The 19,754-nt window shown below is 59.0% G+C and carries 14 protein-coding genes; 5 read left to right on the top strand and 9 right to left on the bottom strand.

From position 1 onward, the window contains the following. The first annotated feature begins 82 nt into the window (after positions 1 to 82). Positions 83 to 1,417: a tetratricopeptide repeat protein gene (locus ACR0MV_RS20425; RefSeq protein WP_480703512.1), complete on the top strand. Its 1,335-nt coding sequence runs from the start codon at positions 83 to 85 to the stop codon at positions 1,415 to 1,417. A 141-nt stretch (positions 1,418 to 1,558) separates the two neighbouring features. Here the strand turns inward: ACR0MV_RS20425 and ACR0MV_RS20420 are convergent, their stop codons facing one another. The 8 genes from ACR0MV_RS20420 to xdhA form a co-directional block, all read right to left on the bottom strand. After that, the gene (locus ACR0MV_RS20420; RefSeq protein ID WP_480703511.1) at positions 1,559 to 3,931 is read right to left on the bottom strand and encodes an autotransporter family protein; all 2,373 of its coding nucleotides are present in this window, start codon (positions 3,929 to 3,931) and stop codon (positions 1,559 to 1,561) included. A 138-nt stretch (positions 3,932 to 4,069) separates the two neighbouring features. Further along, positions 4,070 to 5,143 carry a BMP family ABC transporter substrate-binding protein gene (locus ACR0MV_RS20415; RefSeq protein WP_480703510.1) on the bottom strand — a complete coding sequence of 358 codons (1,074 nt, stop codon included), beginning with the start codon at positions 5,141 to 5,143 and terminating at the stop codon, positions 4,070 to 4,072. Between the two features lie 31 nt (positions 5,144 to 5,174). Beyond that, entirely contained in the window at positions 5,175 to 6,095 is a 921-nt protein-coding gene (locus ACR0MV_RS20410) for an ABC transporter permease (RefSeq protein WP_170423206.1), read from the bottom strand. Between the two features lies 1 nt (position 6,096). Next, on the bottom strand, positions 6,097 to 7,179 hold the full coding sequence (locus ACR0MV_RS20405) for an ABC transporter permease (protein WP_170423204.1): 1,083 nt from the start codon (positions 7,177 to 7,179) through the stop codon (positions 6,097 to 6,099). A gap of 39 nt (positions 7,180 to 7,218) precedes the next feature. Beyond that, complete coding sequence (locus ACR0MV_RS20400; RefSeq protein WP_480703509.1) at positions 7,219 to 8,736, bottom strand: ABC transporter ATP-binding protein; 1,518 nt, start codon at positions 8,734 to 8,736, stop codon at positions 7,219 to 7,221. Beyond that, on the bottom strand, positions 8,733 to 9,668 hold the full coding sequence (xdhC, locus tag ACR0MV_RS20395) for a xanthine dehydrogenase accessory protein XdhC (protein ID WP_480703508.1): 936 nt from the start codon (positions 9,666 to 9,668) through the stop codon (positions 8,733 to 8,735). The genes ACR0MV_RS20400 and xdhC overlap by 4 nt, the downstream gene beginning before the upstream one ends. Beyond that, entirely contained in the window at positions 9,668 to 12,070 is a 2,403-nt protein-coding gene (gene xdhB, locus ACR0MV_RS20390; RefSeq protein ID WP_480703507.1) for a xanthine dehydrogenase molybdopterin binding subunit, read from the bottom strand. Before xdhB ends, xdhC begins: the two co-directional genes overlap by 1 nt. Further along, positions 12,067 to 13,428, bottom strand: coding sequence for a xanthine dehydrogenase small subunit (gene xdhA / locus ACR0MV_RS20385; RefSeq protein ID WP_480703505.1), 1,362 nt, complete (start codon positions 13,426 to 13,428; stop codon positions 12,067 to 12,069). Before xdhA ends, xdhB begins: the two co-directional genes overlap by 4 nt. Before the next feature lie 343 nt (positions 13,429 to 13,771). Between xdhA and dnaE the strand changes: the two genes are divergently transcribed. From dnaE to ACR0MV_RS20370, 3 genes are all read left to right on the top strand, one after another. Further along, on the top strand, positions 13,772 to 17,272 hold the full coding sequence (gene dnaE / locus ACR0MV_RS20380; RefSeq protein WP_480703504.1) for a DNA polymerase III subunit alpha: 3,501 nt from the start codon (positions 13,772 to 13,774) through the stop codon (positions 17,270 to 17,272). Positions 17,273 to 17,355: 83 nt separating this feature from the next. Beyond that, positions 17,356 to 17,568: a YMGG-like glycine zipper-containing protein gene (locus ACR0MV_RS20375; RefSeq protein WP_170423192.1), complete on the top strand. Its 213-nt coding sequence runs from the start codon at positions 17,356 to 17,358 to the stop codon at positions 17,566 to 17,568. Between the two features lie 5 nt (positions 17,569 to 17,573). Then, on the top strand, positions 17,574 to 17,942 hold the full coding sequence (locus ACR0MV_RS20370; protein WP_170423190.1) for a hypothetical protein: 369 nt from the start codon (positions 17,574 to 17,576) through the stop codon (positions 17,940 to 17,942). A gap of 4 nt (positions 17,943 to 17,946) precedes the next feature. Here the strand turns inward: ACR0MV_RS20370 and ACR0MV_RS20365 are convergent, their stop codons facing one another. Beyond that, positions 17,947 to 18,141 (bottom strand): SlyX family protein, encoded by a 195-nt coding sequence (locus tag ACR0MV_RS20365; RefSeq protein WP_480703503.1) that lies wholly within the window; start codon positions 18,139 to 18,141, stop codon positions 17,947 to 17,949. 125 nt (positions 18,142 to 18,266) lie between these two features. On the opposite strand from ACR0MV_RS20365, the gene hisS reads away from it, so the two are divergent. Then, a complete protein-coding gene (gene hisS / locus ACR0MV_RS20360; protein ID WP_480703502.1) occupies positions 18,267 to 19,754 on the top strand; it encodes a histidine--tRNA ligase in 1,488 nt (495 codons plus the stop codon).

Raw genomic sequence — 19,754 nt, 5'->3', positions numbered from 1 at the left:
CCACTATCTATTCTGACATCAAGATGAGTGCGGTTGACGACATGCGCCAAGTGAGTCACCGTGAGTTGGGGGTGAGTTTGCTTTGAACCAAGCTAATGAATTGCCGATAGATCAAGATGTTGCGCCGCCATCGCCGGAGCTTGTCCGACAGGCACTTCAGAGCGTTGTATCCAGCGTCGCGTTCCAGGCTTCGCCTCGCCTCCAGCAGTTCCTTACTTACGTGGTCGAAGAAACTCTCGCAGGTCGCGGTGCCCAGATCCGGGGCAAGGCAATCGCGGTCGAAGTCTACGGTCGGAGCATTGATGGCACCGGTGGTCGAAACCTTGTCCGCGTCGAAGCCAGACGGCTGCGGCGACTGCTAAATGAGTTTTATGAAGATCAATGGGACGGTCAGGGAGTTCGCATTTTTGTTGATTCCGGCGGATACAAACCACGGTTTTCGCAAGGTAGGACGACAGGATGCGACAACTCAAGTGCTCAGGACAGCGACCTGCTTGGCGGGCATCGACGTCTGGTCCAGCTGCTGCCAATTGGGCTGGGTTGCCTAGTGTTGATTGCGGCGACAGGCTTTTGGTTTACTCGGGATAACAAGGCGGTTTTGCCCACAACTCAATCCATCGAACAGGCTGAGCGAACTGCGCTTGGCGAGCAATCTTTGACACGGCTTCAGGCGGCTAATCTTGCGGATCAGGCCCGAGGCATGTTTTTTCCGGTTTTTGACGTCAAGCGCCAGCAAATAGCACTGGGAATGTTTCAGCATGCGGCTGAACTCGACCCCGCACTCTCGGGCGGTTATGCCGGATCGGCACAGGTCCTGGCGACTTTGGCCATGCTGTCCCCTGATGAGGCACAAAGAGATGGCCTCTTTAGCCAAGCTTCTAAGATGTCGAGAAAAGCGCTTGATCTATCTCCCACTGATGCGTGGGCAAACGGTGCAAATGGTTGGGTATTGGCCACCCAAAACAATCCAGTCGAGGCTATGAAATACGCAAGACTGTCGGTCGAGCTTGCGCCGAATGATGGTCACATTCTGGATCTTGTCGGCATCACCGCCATCATGGCGGGCGCCCCAGAACTTGCGGCTGAGGTGAGCAATCCAGAAAGACTCAGGTCAGGATCGGGCCGCTTTGGCGCACGAAACATTTGGGGTGTATCGCAACTGATGCTCGGGAATTACGAAAAGGTCGTAGACGCCTTTAAAGGAGCGCCCGCTGCCGGTGCGCCTGTAAGTGCTCCTTCTCTCCTGTTCCAAGCCGTTGCGCAGGATCAGTTGGGGCATGCCGAAGAAGCTCAGCGACTGGTCAACGAAATGCGTAAAACGTGGCCGGAGTTTCCATCTGAGTTTCTCGCCGGCCGGATTTTCCAAAATGATGACGCAACGCGGCAAGCGATACTGGATACTCTTATCAGATACTGACGAAACGCGTCGCATCATTGCCGCTGGTATGAACGACCGCTCCGCGGAGAAAGTGGCCGTCCATTGGGTTCGTTGATGAATGCCTCAACACTGATGGTCGACGTGTGCGATGCCTAAATTGGAAACAACTGTGCGGCCAAATCAGAAACGAATGCTAAGATTTGCCCCCAAGCCATGTTCTTGGCCATTGGAACGAACAGAATAGCCGTATCCTGCCGTTAGTCTGGCCAGATCAGAAATCTGATAGCCAAGCCCAAGCCCGAGAACGAAGCCATTTGCTCCTCGATTTTGTCCGACTTGTGTAAATGTTCCGAACAATGGACTTGTAACTGTGATTTCGTGCTCACTGTCCTTGTTGGCAAAGAAATCGTACTCGTAACGAGCAAAGGCTATTGGGGTGAGGAGTCCATTTTCAGTCAAGAAGTCTTGTTGGTAGTCAATCCCAATGGACGCCACCAGAGACTCTGCGTTCGCTTTTTCAATCGCGTAGTTGAAATCACCACCGCCGGTCTCTGTGCCTGAACCTTGTTGAATGCGCCCGTAGTTCAATCCAAAAACTGTAGACACCCTTGCACCGCTGTCCAGGTTAAACAGCTTCCGTGCCTGGATACCGGCATGGATGCCCTCTTGGTCCAAATCCGACTTTGCCTCGCCTCCTGTAAAGCCATCAACGGAAGGGTTAGTCCGTTTGGCGTCCGTTTCACCGAACATGTAACCGATCAGCCCAGAGAACTCCCACGTTCCGGTTGTTGTACGCCCATAGACGCCTACGTGATAGCTGTCGGTCGAAAAGTCCTGATCGACTTGATCGTGCTCATCCATGGAGGATGTCCCGAAACCTGCGTACACGCCGACCACACCTCTATTGGTACTTGCGACATCCGCTCCGACCAAAATGGTGCCGAGCGAATAGTCGAATGTCCCAAGGCCGTTGCTTCCATCAACGTCCCCGCTCACATAGGCCGTGTCGATCCACCAGCGCCGATCAGAGCAGTCTATTGCGCCGCTGGGGCGCTGGGCCGTGTCGATCTCGCCTGATGCAACCGGTTGATCCTCATTGCCGAAACCGACAGCTTGATACTTGCGGCAGTCTGCGTGGCTCAGCACGGTGTTGGTTATCAGGTCTAATTGCTCAAGCCCAATGGTCAGGTTGGAGGAATAAGGTTCCGCGTGCACTCGATTGAATCCAGCCAGGCCGGAATTGGTGAGAGTATTGACTGCTACATCTACCGTTGAGCCACTACTGAGCCCTGTCCCCGGTGACGTCGTTGTCGTGTTAGCAACCGCCCCGGCGAGGTTGCTGGCATTTGGCGAATTGGTAACTGCCGGGTTCTGGGGTAGGCTTGAGACCGGCTGAGCAGTGAACGCGATATCAATCTGACCATCTGTGGTCGGCGTGTTGGCTATCGTCAGATTGGACAACGCTGGCAGAGATCCTCCTGCAACGAGCGTCGGTGAGTCTCCATCAAACCTTGAGGCTTGAAAAACCGTGTAATTGTTGCCGGCAGCATAGTCTTGCGCAGTCAGGCCGGGCCGAGCAGCTTCGACTTGTATGGTCGCGCGGTCAATTCCCGTCACCGGCCCGCTGGATGACACCAAGTCAGCTTTCTGTCCGGCCGTCGGGTCGACTTCACTTAGGAGGCTTGATCCAGTTTCAAAGTTAATTCCACCACTATTTTTGAGTGTGCCAATTGAAGAGCCCGGCGAAAGCACCCCGCCGTTCTTAACCGTGAAGTTGAAGGCGTTCACGGTCCCCGTTCCGGCCAGCGTGCCAAAATTCTCAAAGTTTACGGTGTTCAAGCTGCTTGTGGTATCGAGGCGAACAGTCGTGCCAGCGGCTATCGCCATATCGCTGGTTGAGGAAATCGAACTATTCGTCAGTGTGAAATCGGAAGCCTCAGCAATCCGGGTCTGGATATAGTACGCCCCGAAAACCACTTCGGTAGCCCCCATAACGGTCAGGTTGTCGTAGGTTAACGGTCGGTCTGACTGGAAGTAAACTTCAGTGGGGTCGATATTCGCGCCGTTGAACGGAGCGAACGTCATTGATCTGCCGGAACCAATCGACGTTCCAATCAGGTTCACTCGGAGCTTCCCGTTGATGTTTTTTGCCAAGGCTTCCCGGGAAACAAAGTCTCCGCTACCCGCCGCGACATCAACATTCAGAAGAGTTAACACAGAAGCATTGCTTGGAACGGTGTTTTGGCCTGGAACATACAACTCAATCTCACCTGAGGACGTGATTGAGGAGTTTCCAATTGTAAGTCCTGTAATCGGCCCGTTTGGGATCGGGAGACACGTGCGTTCCGTCGTTGAGATTGTTTGATTAATGCGAGTGCTTTCAGATCCAGAAGCGTATTCTATCCGCGGAGACCCGAGTTCTACGCAGGCCTGTGCGCTTTGGGCCTGTGCGTGGTCCGCCACCAACACATAAGCCAAGCCTCCCAGTGTCAACTTAATGAAAACTGCACGCTGAACATACTGTGTCGCAAGTGCCGAGCCTCTGGTTTCCATAAGCTTTCTCCTCTTACTCCATAGGCGAGAGTACACACATTTGTGATACACCGTGAGTCTTTCCGAGTGCTTTAAAACAGTCAAAAAAGGCCCGCATAACGATGCGGGCCTTTTCGATTTCCTAGGATTTAAAGCGCCTTACTGCGGAATTTCGCCTTCCAGCCCTTCGACATAGAAGTTCATGCCCGCCAGCGTGCCGTCATCAGCGGTTTCGCCGTCGGCCAGCCAGTCGCTGCCGTCTTGCTTTTTGATCGGGCCGGTGAAGGGGTGGTATTCACCAGCAGCCATGGCTGCTTTTAGAGCCAGGGCTTCTTCTTTGACATCAGCCGGAACGGCGTCAGTGATCTCACCGATTGCGACCATGCCTTCACGGATACCGTCCCAGGTGTTCGCGCTTTCCCATGTGCCGTCCATGACAGCCTGGGTGCGGGCGATGTAGTAGGGGGCCCAGTCGTCAATGATCGACGAGACGCGCGGGAACGGAGCGTATTCGCTCATGTCCGAGGCCTGGCCAAAGGTGACAACGTTGCCTGCCTCTTGCGCAGCCGCCTGCGGTGCGGTCGAGTCGGTGTGCTGCAGGATAACGTCTGCGCCCTGTTCGATCAGAACGGTGGCGGCGTCCGCCTCTTTCGCCGGGTCGAACCAAGTGTAAGCCCAAACGATTTTGAACTCGACATCCGGGTTCACCTTCTTGGCGTGGATGTACGCCGAGTTGATACCGCGGATCACTTCGGGGATCGGGTAGGACCCGATGTAGCCGATGATGTTCGACTTGGTCATGTTGCCGGCGATGTGGCCCTGAACAGCGCGACCTTCGTAGAAACGAGCCGAGTAGACCGAGACGTTGTCGGCGGTTTTATAACCGGTGGCGTGCTCGAACTTCACGTCCGGGAATTTCTTGGCGACGTTGATGGTCGGGTCCATGTAGCCAAACGAGGTGGTGAAGATCAGGTCAGCCCCTTCCAGCGCCATCTGCGTCATCACGCGTTCCGCGTCCGGGCCTTCGGGTACCGATTCAACGAACACGGTTTCGACCTTGTCGCCAAAATGCTCTTCGACAGCCAGACGGCCCTTGTTGTGCTCATAGGTCCAACCGCCGTCGCCCACGGGGCCGACATAGACGAAACCGACTTTGGTCTTGTCTTCGGCCATGGCTCCGGTCGCCAGACCCAGAGCCATGGCGGCGCTGGTCAGAAGTGTAGTGAATTTCATGTGTTACTCCCCAAGTTGGTTCAGTTGGCCCCTAGTGCGAGGCATGGAAGGTCCGGCCCAGTGAGGCAGGTGCGCTGCTCTTGTCGGCCGAAAGGATCACAAGCACAAGGATCGTGATGATGTAGGGCGACATTGCCAGATACTCGACCGGAATAGCAACGCCCGCTGCCTGCAAATTAAGCTGCAATACGGTGATACCGCCGAACAAATAGGCACCCAACAGCGCCCGCCATGGCTTCCAACTGGCAAACACCACCAGTGCAAGGGCGATCCAGCCGACACCGGCGGTCATGCCTTCGGTCCACTGCGGGACGCGGATCAGGCTGATATAGGCGCCACCAAGGCCTGCGCAGGCTCCACCAAACAGGATTGCCATGATGCGGATTTTGATGACCTTGTAGCCGAGTGCGTGCGCTGCATCGTGGTTTTCACCCACCGCGCGCAGGATCAGGCCAACGCGGGTGTATTTCAGCGTTGCCCAGACGGCCGCCGTCAGGGCGATCCCGACATAAAGGATCGGATCATGCTGGAACAGGATTGGTCCGATAACCGGAATATCGCTAATCACCGGGATGTGGATGTCGCCCATGCTGGGCGGTTTGATCCCCACATAGCTTTGACCCAGCAGGGCGCTAAAGCCCAGGCCAAACAGGGTCAGCGCAAGGCCACTGGCGACTTGGTTGGCCAGCGCCACCTGTGTCAGCAGCACAAACAGCAAGGACAGCACTGCGCCGCCTATGGCTGCTGCGATAAAGCCCAGCCAGGGCGATCCAGTCTCGACCGAGATCGCAAAGCCGCTGATCGCGCCGACGATCATCATGCCCTCGACGCCGAGGTTCAGAACGCCTGCTTTTTCGACGACCAGCTCTCCGATCGCGGCCAACAGCAGGGGGGTTGCGGCCACCATCAACGAGGCGACCAGAAGGACGGGGTTAATCTCACCAAGGTCCATATTACGCTACCTCGCTACGGGCCGCACGGATGCGGTAGTTTGTCAGAAGATCGAAAGCCAGCAGGAAGAACAGGAGCATTCCCTGAAACACCTGAATGGCCGCGGCAGGCAGACCAAGCTGCGATTGCGCGATTTCACCGCCGATATAGGTCAGCGCCATCAAGCCACCGGCCAGCAGGATACCCACTGGGTGCAGACGGCCCAGAAAGGCCACGATGATCGCGGTGAAGCCATAGCCTACGTTAAAGTCGATGCTGACCACGCCCGAAGGACCCGAGACCTCGAACATCCCCGCCAGACCGGCCAGAGCGCCGGACAGGCCCAGACAAAACAGGATCAGACGGGCAGGGTTCACACCAGCGAACTTGGCAGCCCGAGGGGCCTCGCCCGTCAAACGGATGTGGAAGCCCAGCATATGCCGGTTCAACAGGATATAGGCAAAGATCACAGCAATCAGCGCAGTCACAACGCCCCAATGCATCCCCGACCCGGCGATCAGCTCGGCGTTATGCGCACTCTCATAGGACTGTAGGTTGCGTGAGCCGGGAAAGCCGAACCCTTCTGGGTTCTTCAGCAGACCCAGCGAAACCGAGGCCAACATCTGCTCGGCCACATAGACCAGCATCAGCGAGACGAGGATCTCATTCGTACCAAAGCGCACCTTCAGAAAGGCCGGGATCATCGCCCATAGCCAGCCGCCAAACGCGCCTGCGATCACCATGATCGGGAAAATGTAGAACGCATCCAGCGGATAGAACGCCAGACCAGCCGCAGCGCCAAAGATAGCGCCCATGATGTACTGGCCCTCGGCCCCGATGTTCCAGATACCGGCACGAAAACCCAAAGACAGGCCAATGGCAATCAACACCAGCGGCGCGCCCTTCACCAGCAATTGCGGGCGGTAGTAAAAGGCGAACTCGCCAAACAGGGGCTCCCAGAAAATGGTGCCGATCGCTTCGACCGGGTTCTTCCCCAATATTGCGAACAAGATGCCGCCAAATACCATCGTCGCCAGCACTGCAACCACAGGGGTGGCATAGGACCAAGCCTTGGACGGCTGAGGCCGTTTCTCCAATACAATCACCCGCTCATCCCCCTGTTCTTACTTCTTTTTTGATTTGTCTTAGACATGGGCGACCTCCATCCCATGGGCGCCGCCCATCATCAGGCCGATCTCGTCTACGGTCAGGCCCGTGGTTTCGCGCGGGGCGCTCAGCCGGCCCTCGTTCAGAGCAGCAAAGCTGTCCGAGATTTCCATCAGCTCATCCAGATCCTGGCTGATACAGATCACCGCTGTTCCCTTGGCGGCCAGATCCAGAATAGCTTGCCGGATCGCCGCCGCAGCGGCCGCGTCCACACCCCAAGTCGGTTGGTTCACCACCAGTACATCGGGGTTTTGCAGAACCTCGCGTCCAATCACGAACTTCTGCAGATTACCGCCCGACAATGAACGTGCTGCGTTTTCGGGACCAGGCGTACGGACATCAAAGGCGCTGATGATCCTTTCGGCAAAGCTCTTGGTCTCGGCCCATTTCAGGAAGCCATTGTTTTCAAGCCCTTCGCGAACCGATCCGGTCAGCAGGGCGTTTTCGGTCAGGCTCATGTCCGGCGCAGCCGCGTGACCAAGCCGTTCTTCGGGCGCAGTCAGAACACCCAGCTTACGACGTGCCGTCGGCCCCAGTTTGCCGATCGGCTGACCGTTGAACTTGATCGCATCGGCCGCTGTGGTGATCTCGCCTGACAGTACGCCCAGCAGTTCGTCCTGCCCGTTGCCAGCAACGCCACCGACGCCCAGAACCTCGCCCTTGCGGACCGTCATGTGAACGTTCTTCAACGCCGTTCCGAATTCTGAGGGCGAGGGCACCGACAGCCCACTGACATCCAACGCAACCTCGCCAAACTCGCGCCCGGATCGTTCAGGCGTTTGCAGGGTCGATCCCACCATCATTTCGGCCATGTCCCTTGCCGAGGTCTCGGAGGGCACGCATTCGCCCACATTCTTGCCCAAGCGCAAGATCGTGGCGTGGTCACACAAGGTGCGGATCTCTTCCAGCTTGTGCGAGATATAGAGGATTGAGGTCCCCTCGGAGCGCAATTTGTTCAAAGTCTGGAACAGGATCTCGACTTCCTGAGGGGTCAGAACCGAGGTCGGCTCATCCATGATCAAAAGCTTTGGGTCCTGCAGCAGGCAGCGGATGATCTCGACCCGCTGACGCTCGCCCGCAGACAGGTCACCCACGGTACGGTAGGGGTCCAGAGGCAAGCCATAAGTCTCGGACACTTCGCGGATACGCGACGCCAGATCACCCATCGGAGGCGGGTTTTCCATTCCCAGAGCGATGTTCTCGGCCACGTTCAGCGCATCGAACAGCGAGAAGTGCTGAAACACCATCGCGATACCATCGGCTCGGGCCGCGCGTGGTTCTGGTGGGGCAAAGGGTTGGCCGCGCAGCAGCATCGTGCCGTTGTCGGGTTTCACCAACCCATAGATCATCTTGACCAGCGTGGACTTTCCCGCGCCGTTTTCGCCCAGCAGGGCGTGAACTTCGCCCTCACCGATATCAAAGGACACTTGGTCGTTGGCCACGACGCCGGGATAGGCTTTGGTCAGCCCTTGTAAGCTTAGAAGTGGAGTGGTCACGCGCTCAGGTCCTTCTTTCTTTCATTCTGCCGGGCAGGGCGCAAAAGCTGCGCCGCGACACCAACCGCGATCATCTGCGGGTGTTTGCCCAGGGCTGGATCCCCGATTGGGCAGGTGATCCGGCTGATCCGTTCGGGCGTGTGCCCCAACGCAGCCAGCCGGGACCGGAATCGCGCCCATTTCGTAGCCGAGCCAATCAAGCCAGCAAAGCGGAAATCATACGAAAGCAGCCTATTGCACAGTTCCAGGTCCAGATTGTGTGAATAAGTAAGCACAAGATGCTCGGCATCGCGCGGTGCATGGCGGACCAACTCGGCAGGTTTGGCCGCGGGAACCGTGGTGACACAGTTTGGGACGGCCTGCGGAAACCGCTCTGGCCCGGTATCGACCCATGTGATCGACAGATCGGGCAGCGGGGCCAGAACGTCGACCAACGCACGGCCAACGTGGCCCGCGCCCCAGATCCACAAGTTGCGAGTTGGCTTGTGAACAGGCTCGACCATCCATCCGTCGATCAACTGCGGATCGGGTGCGATCCCCTGACCCCGGGCCGATGCCATCAGACGTTTGACTGATAGTGGCATATCGCCAGTGGCCGTCGGGCGCGCGATGACTGTGTCGTCCAGATCGCCAACGGATTGCGGGTCATACACCTCGCTCAACAACGATACCGCGCCGCCGCAGCATTGCCCCATGTCAGGACCAAGCGCGTGATGGGTCAGGCGGGACGGTGCGGATTGGATCCGCGCGGCTTCAGCCGCCTGGTACTCCAAAGTGCCGCCCCCGATCGTGCCGCTCTGGCCGTCCTCCCAAACAAGCATTGCGGCGCCGACCTCGCGGGGGGATGACCCCTTGATCCCGGCGACAACCACCCGGACCACGCGTCCGTGAGTTTTGACCGCCTCCCTCAAAGCCTCCAGGTCAAATCCCATCAGGTGCCTCCTTTAAACCTTTGGACGCCATGCCAGACCTGTTCGGCCGTGGCAGGGGCATCCAATGCCGGATAGCTGCCCCCGCAGGCCGCCACCGCGTTTGACAGGGCGAGCCAGGCGGAAATGCCCAGCATAAAGGGCGGCTCTCCGACCGCTTTCGAGCGATAGATCGTCTCTTCTCGGTTTTCGGCATCCCAAAGCGCGACGTTGAATACGTCTGGCCGGTCCGAACAGGCTGGGATTTTGTAGGTCGAGGGCGCGTGCGTGCGCAGGTTGCCCTTGCCGTCCCAGACCAGCTCTTCGGTTGTCAGCCAGCCTGCGCCCTGCACATAGCCGCCTTCAACCTGCCCGATATCCAGTGCCGGGTTCAGCGAAGCGCCAGCGTCATGCAGGATATCGGTGCGCAGAATGCGGTTCTCGCCGGTCAGGGTGTCCACGGCCACCTCGGTGACCGAAGCGCCGTATGCAAAGTAGAAAAACGGGCGACCACGACCTTTGATCCGGTCCCACTCGATCTTGGGCGTTTTGTAGAAGCCTGTAGCCGAAAGGCTTATGCGGCCCTGATAGGCCAGCGCGGCGGCTTCGGCGAAGGTGTAACGCTCTTCGCCGACTGAGACGTAACCGTCCGAGAACGACACCGTCGAAGGATCGGCCTGATGCCGTTCGGCCAGATAGTCCGTCATTCGGTCGCGGATCGTGTCGCAGGCGGCTTTCACGGCCATCCCGTTCAGGTCGCTACCCGACGATGCGGCTGTCGCCGAGGTGTTGGGCACCTTTGCGGTATCCGTGGCGGTGATCTTGACCATCTCCAGCGGAATACCAAAGCGCGACGCGGCGACCTGTGCGACCTTCTGGAACAGGCCCTGACCCATCTCGGTCCCGCCATGGTTTAGGTGGACCGAGCCGTCCTGATACACGTGCACCAGCGCACCCGCCTGGTTCAGGTGGGTCAGCGTAAACGAAATCCCGAACTTGACCGGAGAGAAGGCGATGCCTTTCTTGATCACTCTGTTTTCAGCGTTCCATTTATGGATCGCAGCCTTGCGCGCGACATAGTCACTGGTTTTCAGCAGAGCTTCGGTCATCCCGTGCAGTTCGAAATCGCTGACCTCCATCCCGTACGGCGTAGTGTTGCCGCCTGCGGGCAGAGGGCGCACTGGCGCGTCGCCCATTTCAACTGCGCCCCGGCTGGTCAGGTCTTCGTGCGGGTCGGGGTGACCCAGTGGTTTCTCTGCTGGCCGCGTCTCAGCGACTTTATGTGCCGGTTCGTAGTAGTTCCGGCGGCGCAGCTCGACCGGGTCCAGACCCAATTCATGCGCGGCGTGATCCATGACGCGCTCGATGCCAACCATCCCCTGTGGACCGCCAAACCCGCGATAGGCGGTGGCGGATTGGGTATTGGTCTTGAGCCGGTGGCTTTCAATCCGCGCATTGGGCAACAGATAGGCGTTGTCCGAATGCAGCATTGCGCGGTCCGCAACGGGCAAGGACAGATCCTGCGCCCAGCCGCAGATCGCGTAGTGGTGGAAGGATACGCCCTGAATGTGCCCGTTCTCATCAAACCCGGCCTTGTAAGCGATGCGGAACGCGTGGCGCTTGCCGGTGATGATCATGTCATCATCGCGGTCATAGCGCATCTTGCAGGCCTTGCCGGTCGCGCGCGCAGCTATGGCGCAGGCCACAGCCAGCGCGTTGCCTTGGCTTTCCTTGCCACCGAACCCTCCGCCCATACGGCGGGTTTCGACCCGGACGGCGTGCATCGGGACGCCCAAAGCATCGGCTACCTTGTGCTGAATCTCGGTCGGGTGCTGGGTTGAGCTATGCACCAGCATATCCGCACCCTCATTCGACACGGCCAAGGCGGCCTGACCTTCGAGGTAGAAATGCTCTTGCCCGCCGATCTCGAAAGTGCCTTCGATGAAATGGGCTGCACCCGCGATGGCCGCATCCGCATCGCCCTTTGCGTAGATGCGTGGGCCGTCTTCGAACCGGCTGTCGGCGGCAAGCGCCTCTTCGACCGTCAGGATCGGTGTTTCCTCGGCATAGTCGATCTTGCCCAATCGCGCCGCTTTTCGGGCGGCCAGATGACTTGTGGCGACGACCAGAAACACCGGTTGGCCGATATAGTGAACGGTTCCGTCCGACAGCAACGGTTCGTCATGGATCGAAGGAGAGACATCGTTAGCAAAAGGCAGATCCTCAGCTGTCATCACCATAACAACCCCGTCGGCGGCTTTCACAGCCGATAAGTCCATTGCGGTGATCGCGCCCTTGGCGATGGGGCTTAGACCAAAGGCCAGATGCAGGCTGCCCTTGGGCGTCGGGATGTCATCCACATAGCGCGCCGAGCCAGAGACATGCAGAGGGGCGGCGTCATGGGGAAGAGGTTTGGTCACGCTCATGCCGACACCTCCAACACGTTGGTCACTTCGCCCTGATCCTCAAGGAAGTATCGCTCGAGCATAGCTTTGGCGGTTTCCAACCGATAGTTGGCCGAGGCGCGCATGTCAGTGAGTGGTGAGTAATCTTCGGCAAAGGCTGGCAGCGCGGCGCCGATCGTCTCGCGCGTCCAGGGTTTGCCGATCAGTGCGGCCTCAACATGGGTTGCCCGTTTGGGGATGCCAGCCATACCGCCGAACGCGATGCGCGCTTCGGTGACAGCGCCGTCCGTAACGGTAAGATTGAAACACCCACAAACGGCCGAGATATCCTGATCGAACCGCTTGCTGAGCTTGTAGACTTTCAACCGATCAGCCTGACGCGCAAAGCTGACCGCCTCGACGAATTCGCCGGGCGCGCGGTCTTGCTTGCCGTAGTCGATGAAGAACTCTTCCAACGGAATGGAACGACGCGTGTCGCCTTTGCGCAGATGAAGGGTCGCGCCAAGGGCAATTAGGGCAGGCGGGTTGTCTCCGATGGGTGAGCCATTGGCGATGTTGCCGCCTACAGTCGCCGCGTGGCGGACCTGAACGCTGGCATAGCGGCGGACCATCTCAGCATAGGACGGGTGGAGATCGGCCAACGCTTCGCCCATGCGGTTCATGTCGACCATGGCACCAAAGCGGATTTCTTCTTCGGTGAGCGTGATCTTTTTCAGATCATCACAGCGGTTTAGAAAGATGACCGGATCGAGATCGCGCAACTGTTTGGTGACCCATAGCCCCACATCGGTCGCTCCAGCGACCAGAGTTGCATCGGGGTGAGCGGCGTAGACCTCAGCCAGCTCGTCGGACGAGTCGGGCAACAACGGCGATGTGACACGCGTTGCAACCGGCTTGTCCTTGACCCAAACGGGCACCGGCTGTTCTTCGGCCGCTTCAGCCGCCCGAATGATCGGGGCGTAGCCAGTGCAGCGGCACAGGTTTCCGGCAAGCTGTGTGTCATGATCCGTCGCGCCATTCGCGTGCCCTGCGACCATCGACATAACAAAACCGGGGGTGCAGAAGCCACATTGCGAGCCGTGCAGATCGACCATTGCCTGTTGCACCGGGTGCGCCTCGCCGTTGGGGCCGCTTGCGCCTTCGACCGTGCGTACGGCTTTGCCATGCAGTTGCGGCAGGAACAGGATGCAGGAGTTCAGCGCTTTGTGGCCGTCCTCGTCGGTCACCATGACGGTGCAGGCCCCGCAATCGCCCTCGTTGCAGCCTTCTTTTGTGCCGGTCAGGCCGCGATCCTCACGCAGCCAATCCAGCAAGGTCGCGGTCGGATTGACATCCGACAGCTCCACTGTCTCTCCGTTCAGAAGAAACGTGATATTCATTCGAGAAACCCGTCGCCTTACCCGGTTGCGCCCCTGTGGCCCTCCTTCGATGCGACGTAGAAAGAGTGGCGGGCGAAGTGCTTGCCGTCAGATGTTAGAAACAGGGCAGCTTGTCTGGCAAGAAAAACTGCCTATTTGATACACCATAGGACGCTGACGGCGCGTGTCCGTCATCCGCATGTAATCTACACGCGTTTGAAACTACAGAGCTTTTTCCATTTGATTGCTGGTGATCTTCGAAGCACCTTCTGGAAAAGCCGAATAATCAAAGCTTATCTTTTAGGCATCCCGAAGCTGCGGTTCCTGCTTTTGCCCCGCGCCCGGCTGAGATAGCGTGGCGATTATGAGCAGTTCTCCTCGATTCATTCACCTCCGCGTTCACACCGAATATTCCCTTTTGGAAGGGGCCGTGCGGCTGAAAAAGCTGCCGAGCCTCTGTGAGAAGATGGAGATGCCCGCCGTCGCGGTGACGGACACCAATTCTATGTTCTCGGCGTTGGAATTCTCGGTCACGGCCAGCGGGGCAGGGGTGCAGCCGATCATGGGGTGTCAGATTGATCTGACATATGTGCAGGCGCAGCCGGGCGAAAAGCCCAAAGCACCCGCGCCGCTGGTGCTACTGGCCCAGTCCGAGGTTGGCTACGAGAACCTGATGAAGCTCAGCTCGTGCCTTTATGTGGACAAGGGCGGGCAGTTGCCGCAGGTGACTTTGGAAGAGTTGGCACAGCGTTCAGATGGCCTGATCTGCTTGTCCGGCGGGCCGGATGGTCCGGTCGGGATGCTGTTGCAGCAAGGCCAGCGCCCAGCGGCCGAGGCCTTGGTGGATCGCTTGGCGGCGATGTTCCCGGATCGGCTGTACATCGAACTACAACGCCATCCCGGCGAAGGCGGCCAGCCCGAGGCCGAACGTTTGACCGAGCGCGGCCATGTCGAGATGGCCTATGCCAAGAACCTGCCTTTGGTCGCCACCAATGACGTCTATTTCCCGACCACCGATATGTATGAGGCCCATGATGCGCTGATCTGCATCTCCGAGGGCGCTTATGTGGACCAGCAGGAAGGTCGCCGTCGCCTGACCGCGCAGCACTATTTCAAGTCACAGCAAGAGATGGCGACCCTGTTCGCCGACCTGCCAGAGGCGATTGAGAACACGGTCGAGATCGCCAAACGCTGCGCTTTCATGGCTTATCGCCGCGATCCGATCCTGCCGAAATTCGCAGATGACGAAGTCGCCGAGCTGCGCCGCATTGCCAACGAGGGCTTGCAGAAGCGTCTGGCCGTGATCCCTCATGCGGTGACGCCCGAGGAATATCAGGAACGGCTGGATTTCGAACTCGGCATCATCGAGGGCATGGGCTTCCCCGGCTATTTCCTGATCGTTGCGGACTTCATCCAGTGGGCCAAGGATCACGACATTCCGGTTGGGCCGGGGCGGGGCTCGGGTGCGGGCTCACTGGTGGCCTACGCGCTGACGATCACCGACCTTGACCCGCTGCGCTATTCGCTGCTGTTCGAACGGTTCCTGAACCCCGAGCGGGTCTCTATGCCCGACTTCGATATCGACTTCTGCATGGACCGACGGGAAGAGGTGATCCGCTACGTGCAGCAGAAATACGGGCGCGACAAGGTAGGGCAGATCATCACCTTTGGTGCTCTGCTGTCCAAGGCCGCCGTGCGCGACATCGGTCGCGTGCTGCAGATGCCGTATGGGCAGGTGGATCGTCTGTCGAAGATGATCCCGGTCGAGGGCGTCAAACCGGTTTCGATTGAGAAGGCACTGAAAGACGAACCGCGCCTGCGCGAAGAAGCCCGGAACGAAGAGGTCGTTGACCGGCTGCTCACCTACGGCCAGCAGGTCGAAGGGTTGCTGAGAAACGCTTCGACCCACGCGGCCGGGGTGGTGATCGGGGACCGTCCGCTGGACGCGTTGGTGCCGCTCTATCAGGACCCACGGTCCGACATGCCTGCCACCCAGTTCAACATGAAGTGGGTAGAACAGGCCGGGCTGGTGAAGTTCGACTTTCTGGGCCTAAAGACTTTAACAGTCATCCAGAACGCGATGGACATCATCTTTAAATCCGGGCGCCCCTTGCACGTCGCGGCGGACGGCACCGAGCTTTACGAGCCAGCCGAGGGAGCGGAAAACCAGATCAACGCCATCCCGCTGGATGATGAGGCGACGTATAAGCTCTATTCGGCGGCCAAAACCGTGGCGGTGTTCCAGGTGGAATCCTCGGGCATGATGGATGCGCTCAAGCGGATGAAGCCCACGTGCATCGAGGATATCGTGGCCCTCGTGGCGCTCTACCGCCCGGGCCCGATGGAGAACATCCCGACCTATTGCGAGGTCAAGAACGGGCTGCGCAAGATCGAATCCGTGCATCCGCTGATCGACCATATCCTTGAGGAAACCCAAGGTATCATCGTTTATCAGGAACAGGTGATGCAGATCGCGCAGGTCATGGCGGGTTACAGCCTTGGCGGCGCGGACCTGTTGCGCCGCGCGATGGGTAAGAAGATCAAAGAGGCGATGGACGCCGAACGCCCCAAGTTCGAGAAGGGCGCTGGCGAGAATGGTGTGGATGCGAAGAAGGCATCCGAAGTCTTCGACCTGCTGGAGAAGTTTGCGAACTACGGCTTCAACAAATCCCACGCGGCTGCCTATGCGGTGGTCAGTTATCAAACGGGCTGGTTGAAAGCGAACCATCCGGTTGAGTTCATGGCGGGTGTCATGAACTGCGATATTCATTTGACCGACAAGCTGGCCGTTTATTTCGAAGAGGTCCGCAAGGGGCTGGAGTTGCCCTATGTGCCGCCTTGCGTGAACCGATCCTTGGCGACGTTCGACGTGGTCGATGGGCATCTGGTCTATGCGCTGGGCGCGCTCAAGAACGTGGGCGTCGAGGCGATGAACCTTGTGGTCGAGGGGCGCGAGAATAAGCCGTTCGTCAACTTGTTCGACTTCGCCCGCCGCGTTGATTTGAAGAAGGTCGGGAAACGTCCGCTTGAGATGATGGCGCGGGCCGGGGCCTTTGATCAGCTCGACAAAAACCGCCGCCGTGTGTTCGAAAGCCTGGACCTACTGGTGCAGTATTCTGCGGCCATCCACGACCAGAAAAACTCGAACCAGGTTTCGCTATTTGGCGAGGCCGGCGACGATCTGCCCGAACCGCGCTTGTCACCTTCGCCCGACTGGCTTCCGGCGGAACGGTTGAGCGAAGAGTTCAAGGCCATCGGTTTCTACCTTTCTGGCCACCCGCTGGACGACTACATGCCTGCGTTGAAGCGCAAGCAGGTGCTTACGCTGGACGAGGTGACCGAAAAGGCGCGCTCGGGTCCGTTGATCGCCAAAATGGCAGGTGTCGTTGCCGGACGGCAGGAACGCAAATCCGCGCGTGGTAACCGGTTTGCCTTTGCTCAGCTGTCCGATCCGACCGGTGCGTACGAGGTGACGCTGTTCTCGGAAACGCTGGAGAAAAGCCGTGAGTTTCTGGAAACCGGCGCGCAAGTGGTTCTGACCGCCGAGGCGACGATGGAGGCCGATCAGTTGAAACTGCTGGGCCGCTCTGTCGGTCCGGTGGATTCGGTCGTTGCCGAGGCTGGCGCGACCGGCCTGCGCATTTTCGTCGATCAGCCACAGGTTCTGCCGACCGTCGCCAAAGTGCTGGAAGACGCCGCCGGCGCCGCCAAAAGCGCATCGAAAGGGCCGATCCATCTGTGCTTGCTGGACCCGGGTCTGCCCGGCGATGTCGAGATGGATCTGGGGCAGGACTTCCCGATCAACCCGCAAATCAAAGGGGCGATCAAATCGCTGGACGGCGTCATGTCGGTCGAGGAAATCTGACACAGCGTTTTGTTGCCACAGGCAAATCCCGCCGCTAGGCTGATCCCATATCCATTTGAAGACTGTCATAGGAGGGTTCCGATATGACACACTCTGGTATTGGTTTCAGAGCATTTACTTTGGCCATTGTCGCTTCGGTAGCGATGGCTTCGGCCGGGCTGGCGGATGACAAGAAGAAAAAGAAAACCATCGAAGGCGCGCTGATCGGCGCGGGCGTGGGCGCATTGGTCGGTGACGGCAAAGGCGCTGCAATCGGCGGTGTCGCCGGCGCTATCATCGGACATAACTGGAAGTGATTGTGATGCGGATCAAGACATTCAAAACCTTCGCTTGCGCGGCAGCCTTGTCTCTTCCTGCGGCGGTGATGGCCGATGAGGCAGCGGATCAGATGGTACAGGAAGTACTGCCCCTGATGCACTATACCTGCGCCTCAATCGCGGAAGAGGCAGATGGGGACGAAGAATTTGTCGTGACTGTTGTAGGAAAGATGACGGCCCTGTCTCTCTATAACCGCCAGATCAACATCGAAGATCATGCGGCCACCGATGAGGAAAAGGCCCAACTGCGCGAAACCTTCATAGCCGCGCTGTCCGAGGGGTGCGCCGCGGATAAGGATGCCCTTTTGGGCGGAGTGGTCGACAACGCGGTCAAAGTGACGCTGGGGCTATGACTTCTCAATAATGCGGCGGGCGTTCGTCTCCGAACACGACCCCGCCCGAACCTTCCTGCGCCCGTTCGGCCTCGCGCTGCAACAGCATCTCGACGCGGCGGGTCAGGCGGTCGATCTCGCCTTGTTGGCCTGTAACAACGGTATTCAGCTCTTCGACCGTGCGGGTTAGGTGGGCGATCTGCTCTTCCAGATGCTGCATGGGGATCTCCTTCGGAGACGGTCATAGCGGGCTGGCAAAGCCAAGGCCAGCGAAACCGCGCCTTGCCCCGATGCGGGCCATGGGATAGACCGCGCGCGGAACATGACCCGTGAAGGACGCCCCCGATGGCCAAGCCCAAGAAACAGCCCCGCCCCAAGGCAATTACGCCCAAAGGGTTCCGCGACTATTTCGGCCAGGAAGTCACGCAGCGCACCGAGATGCTGCGGGCTATTGCGAACGTCTATCATCGATACGGGTTCGACGCCCTGGAAAGCAGCGCGGTGGAAACCGTCGAGGCGCTGGGCAAGTTTCTGCCCGACGTGGACCGCCCGAACGAAGGCGTGTTCGCATGGCAGGAGGTCGATGAGATCGACAAGGGCGACTGGATGGCCCTGCGTTATGATCTGACCGCGCCCCTGGCTCGCGTTTATGCCCAGCACCGCAACGACCTTCCGACGCCTTATCGCCGTTACGCGATGGGGCCGGTCTGGCGGAACGAGAAGCCGGGGCCGGGGCGGTATCGCCAGTTTTATCAGTGTGATGCGGATACGGTGGGCACGGCCTCGATGGCTGCGGATGCCGAGATTTGCGCCATGCTGTCGGACACTCTGGAAACCGTCGGCATTCCCCGCGGCGACTATCTGGTGCGCGTCAACAACCGCAAGGTTTTGAACGGCGTGCTTGAGGCGATGGGTCTGGGTGAAGACGCAGCCGCCCGCGACAACGTTCTGCGCACCATCGACAAGTTCGACAAGGTGGGCGAGCAGGGCGTGCGCGAATTGCTGACCAAGGGCCGTCTGGATGCCTCGGGTGCTTTCATCGACGGAGTTGGCCTGAGCGATGACCAGGCTGAGCCGGTGATCGCCTTCCTGACCTCTAAGGCTGCTGACACCGCTGGAACTTTGGCCAACCTGCGCGCGGCTGTGGGTGACAGCAAAATCGGTGCCGACGGGATTGCCGAGTTGGAGCAGATCGGTGCGCTGCTGGATGCGGGTGGTTATGGGGCGGATCGGATCGAGATCGACCCTTCGGTCGTGCGTGGCCTGGGTTACTACACCGGGCCGGTTTATGAGGCAGAACTGACCTTCGAGATTTTCGACGAGAAGGGCCGCAAGCGGCAGTTCGGCTCGGTCTCGGGCGGTGGGCGATATGACGATCTGGTCAAGCGCTTCACCGGACAAGAGGTGCCTGCGACCGGTGTCTCCATCGGCGTCGACCGGCTGCTGGCTGCCTTGCGCGAAAAGGGCCGGATCGCGGCGCAGGCCACAGGCCCCGTGGTTGTCACCGTCATGGATCGGGACCGCATGGCCGATTATCAGGCGATGGTGGCGGAGCTGCGCAATGCGGGTATCCGGGCCGAGGTCTATCTGGGCAACCCCAAGAACTTCGGCAACCAACTGAAATATGCGGACAAGCGCAATTCTCCGATTGCTGTGATCGAGGGTGGTGACGAAAAGGCAAATGGCATCGTCCAGATCAAAGACCTGATCCTCGGCGCGAAAATCGCCGAAAGCGCCACGCTGGAGGAATGGAAAGAACGCCCCAGCCAGTTCGAAGTGCCGCGCGGCGATCTAGTCGCCAAGGTGCGCGAAATTCTGGACAGTCAGGACTGA

This window comes from Ruegeria sp. BC3, assembly GCF_056539265.1.
Note: the sequence above shows the minus strand (reverse complement) of the source record. Positions and strands in the feature narration are given on the sequence as shown.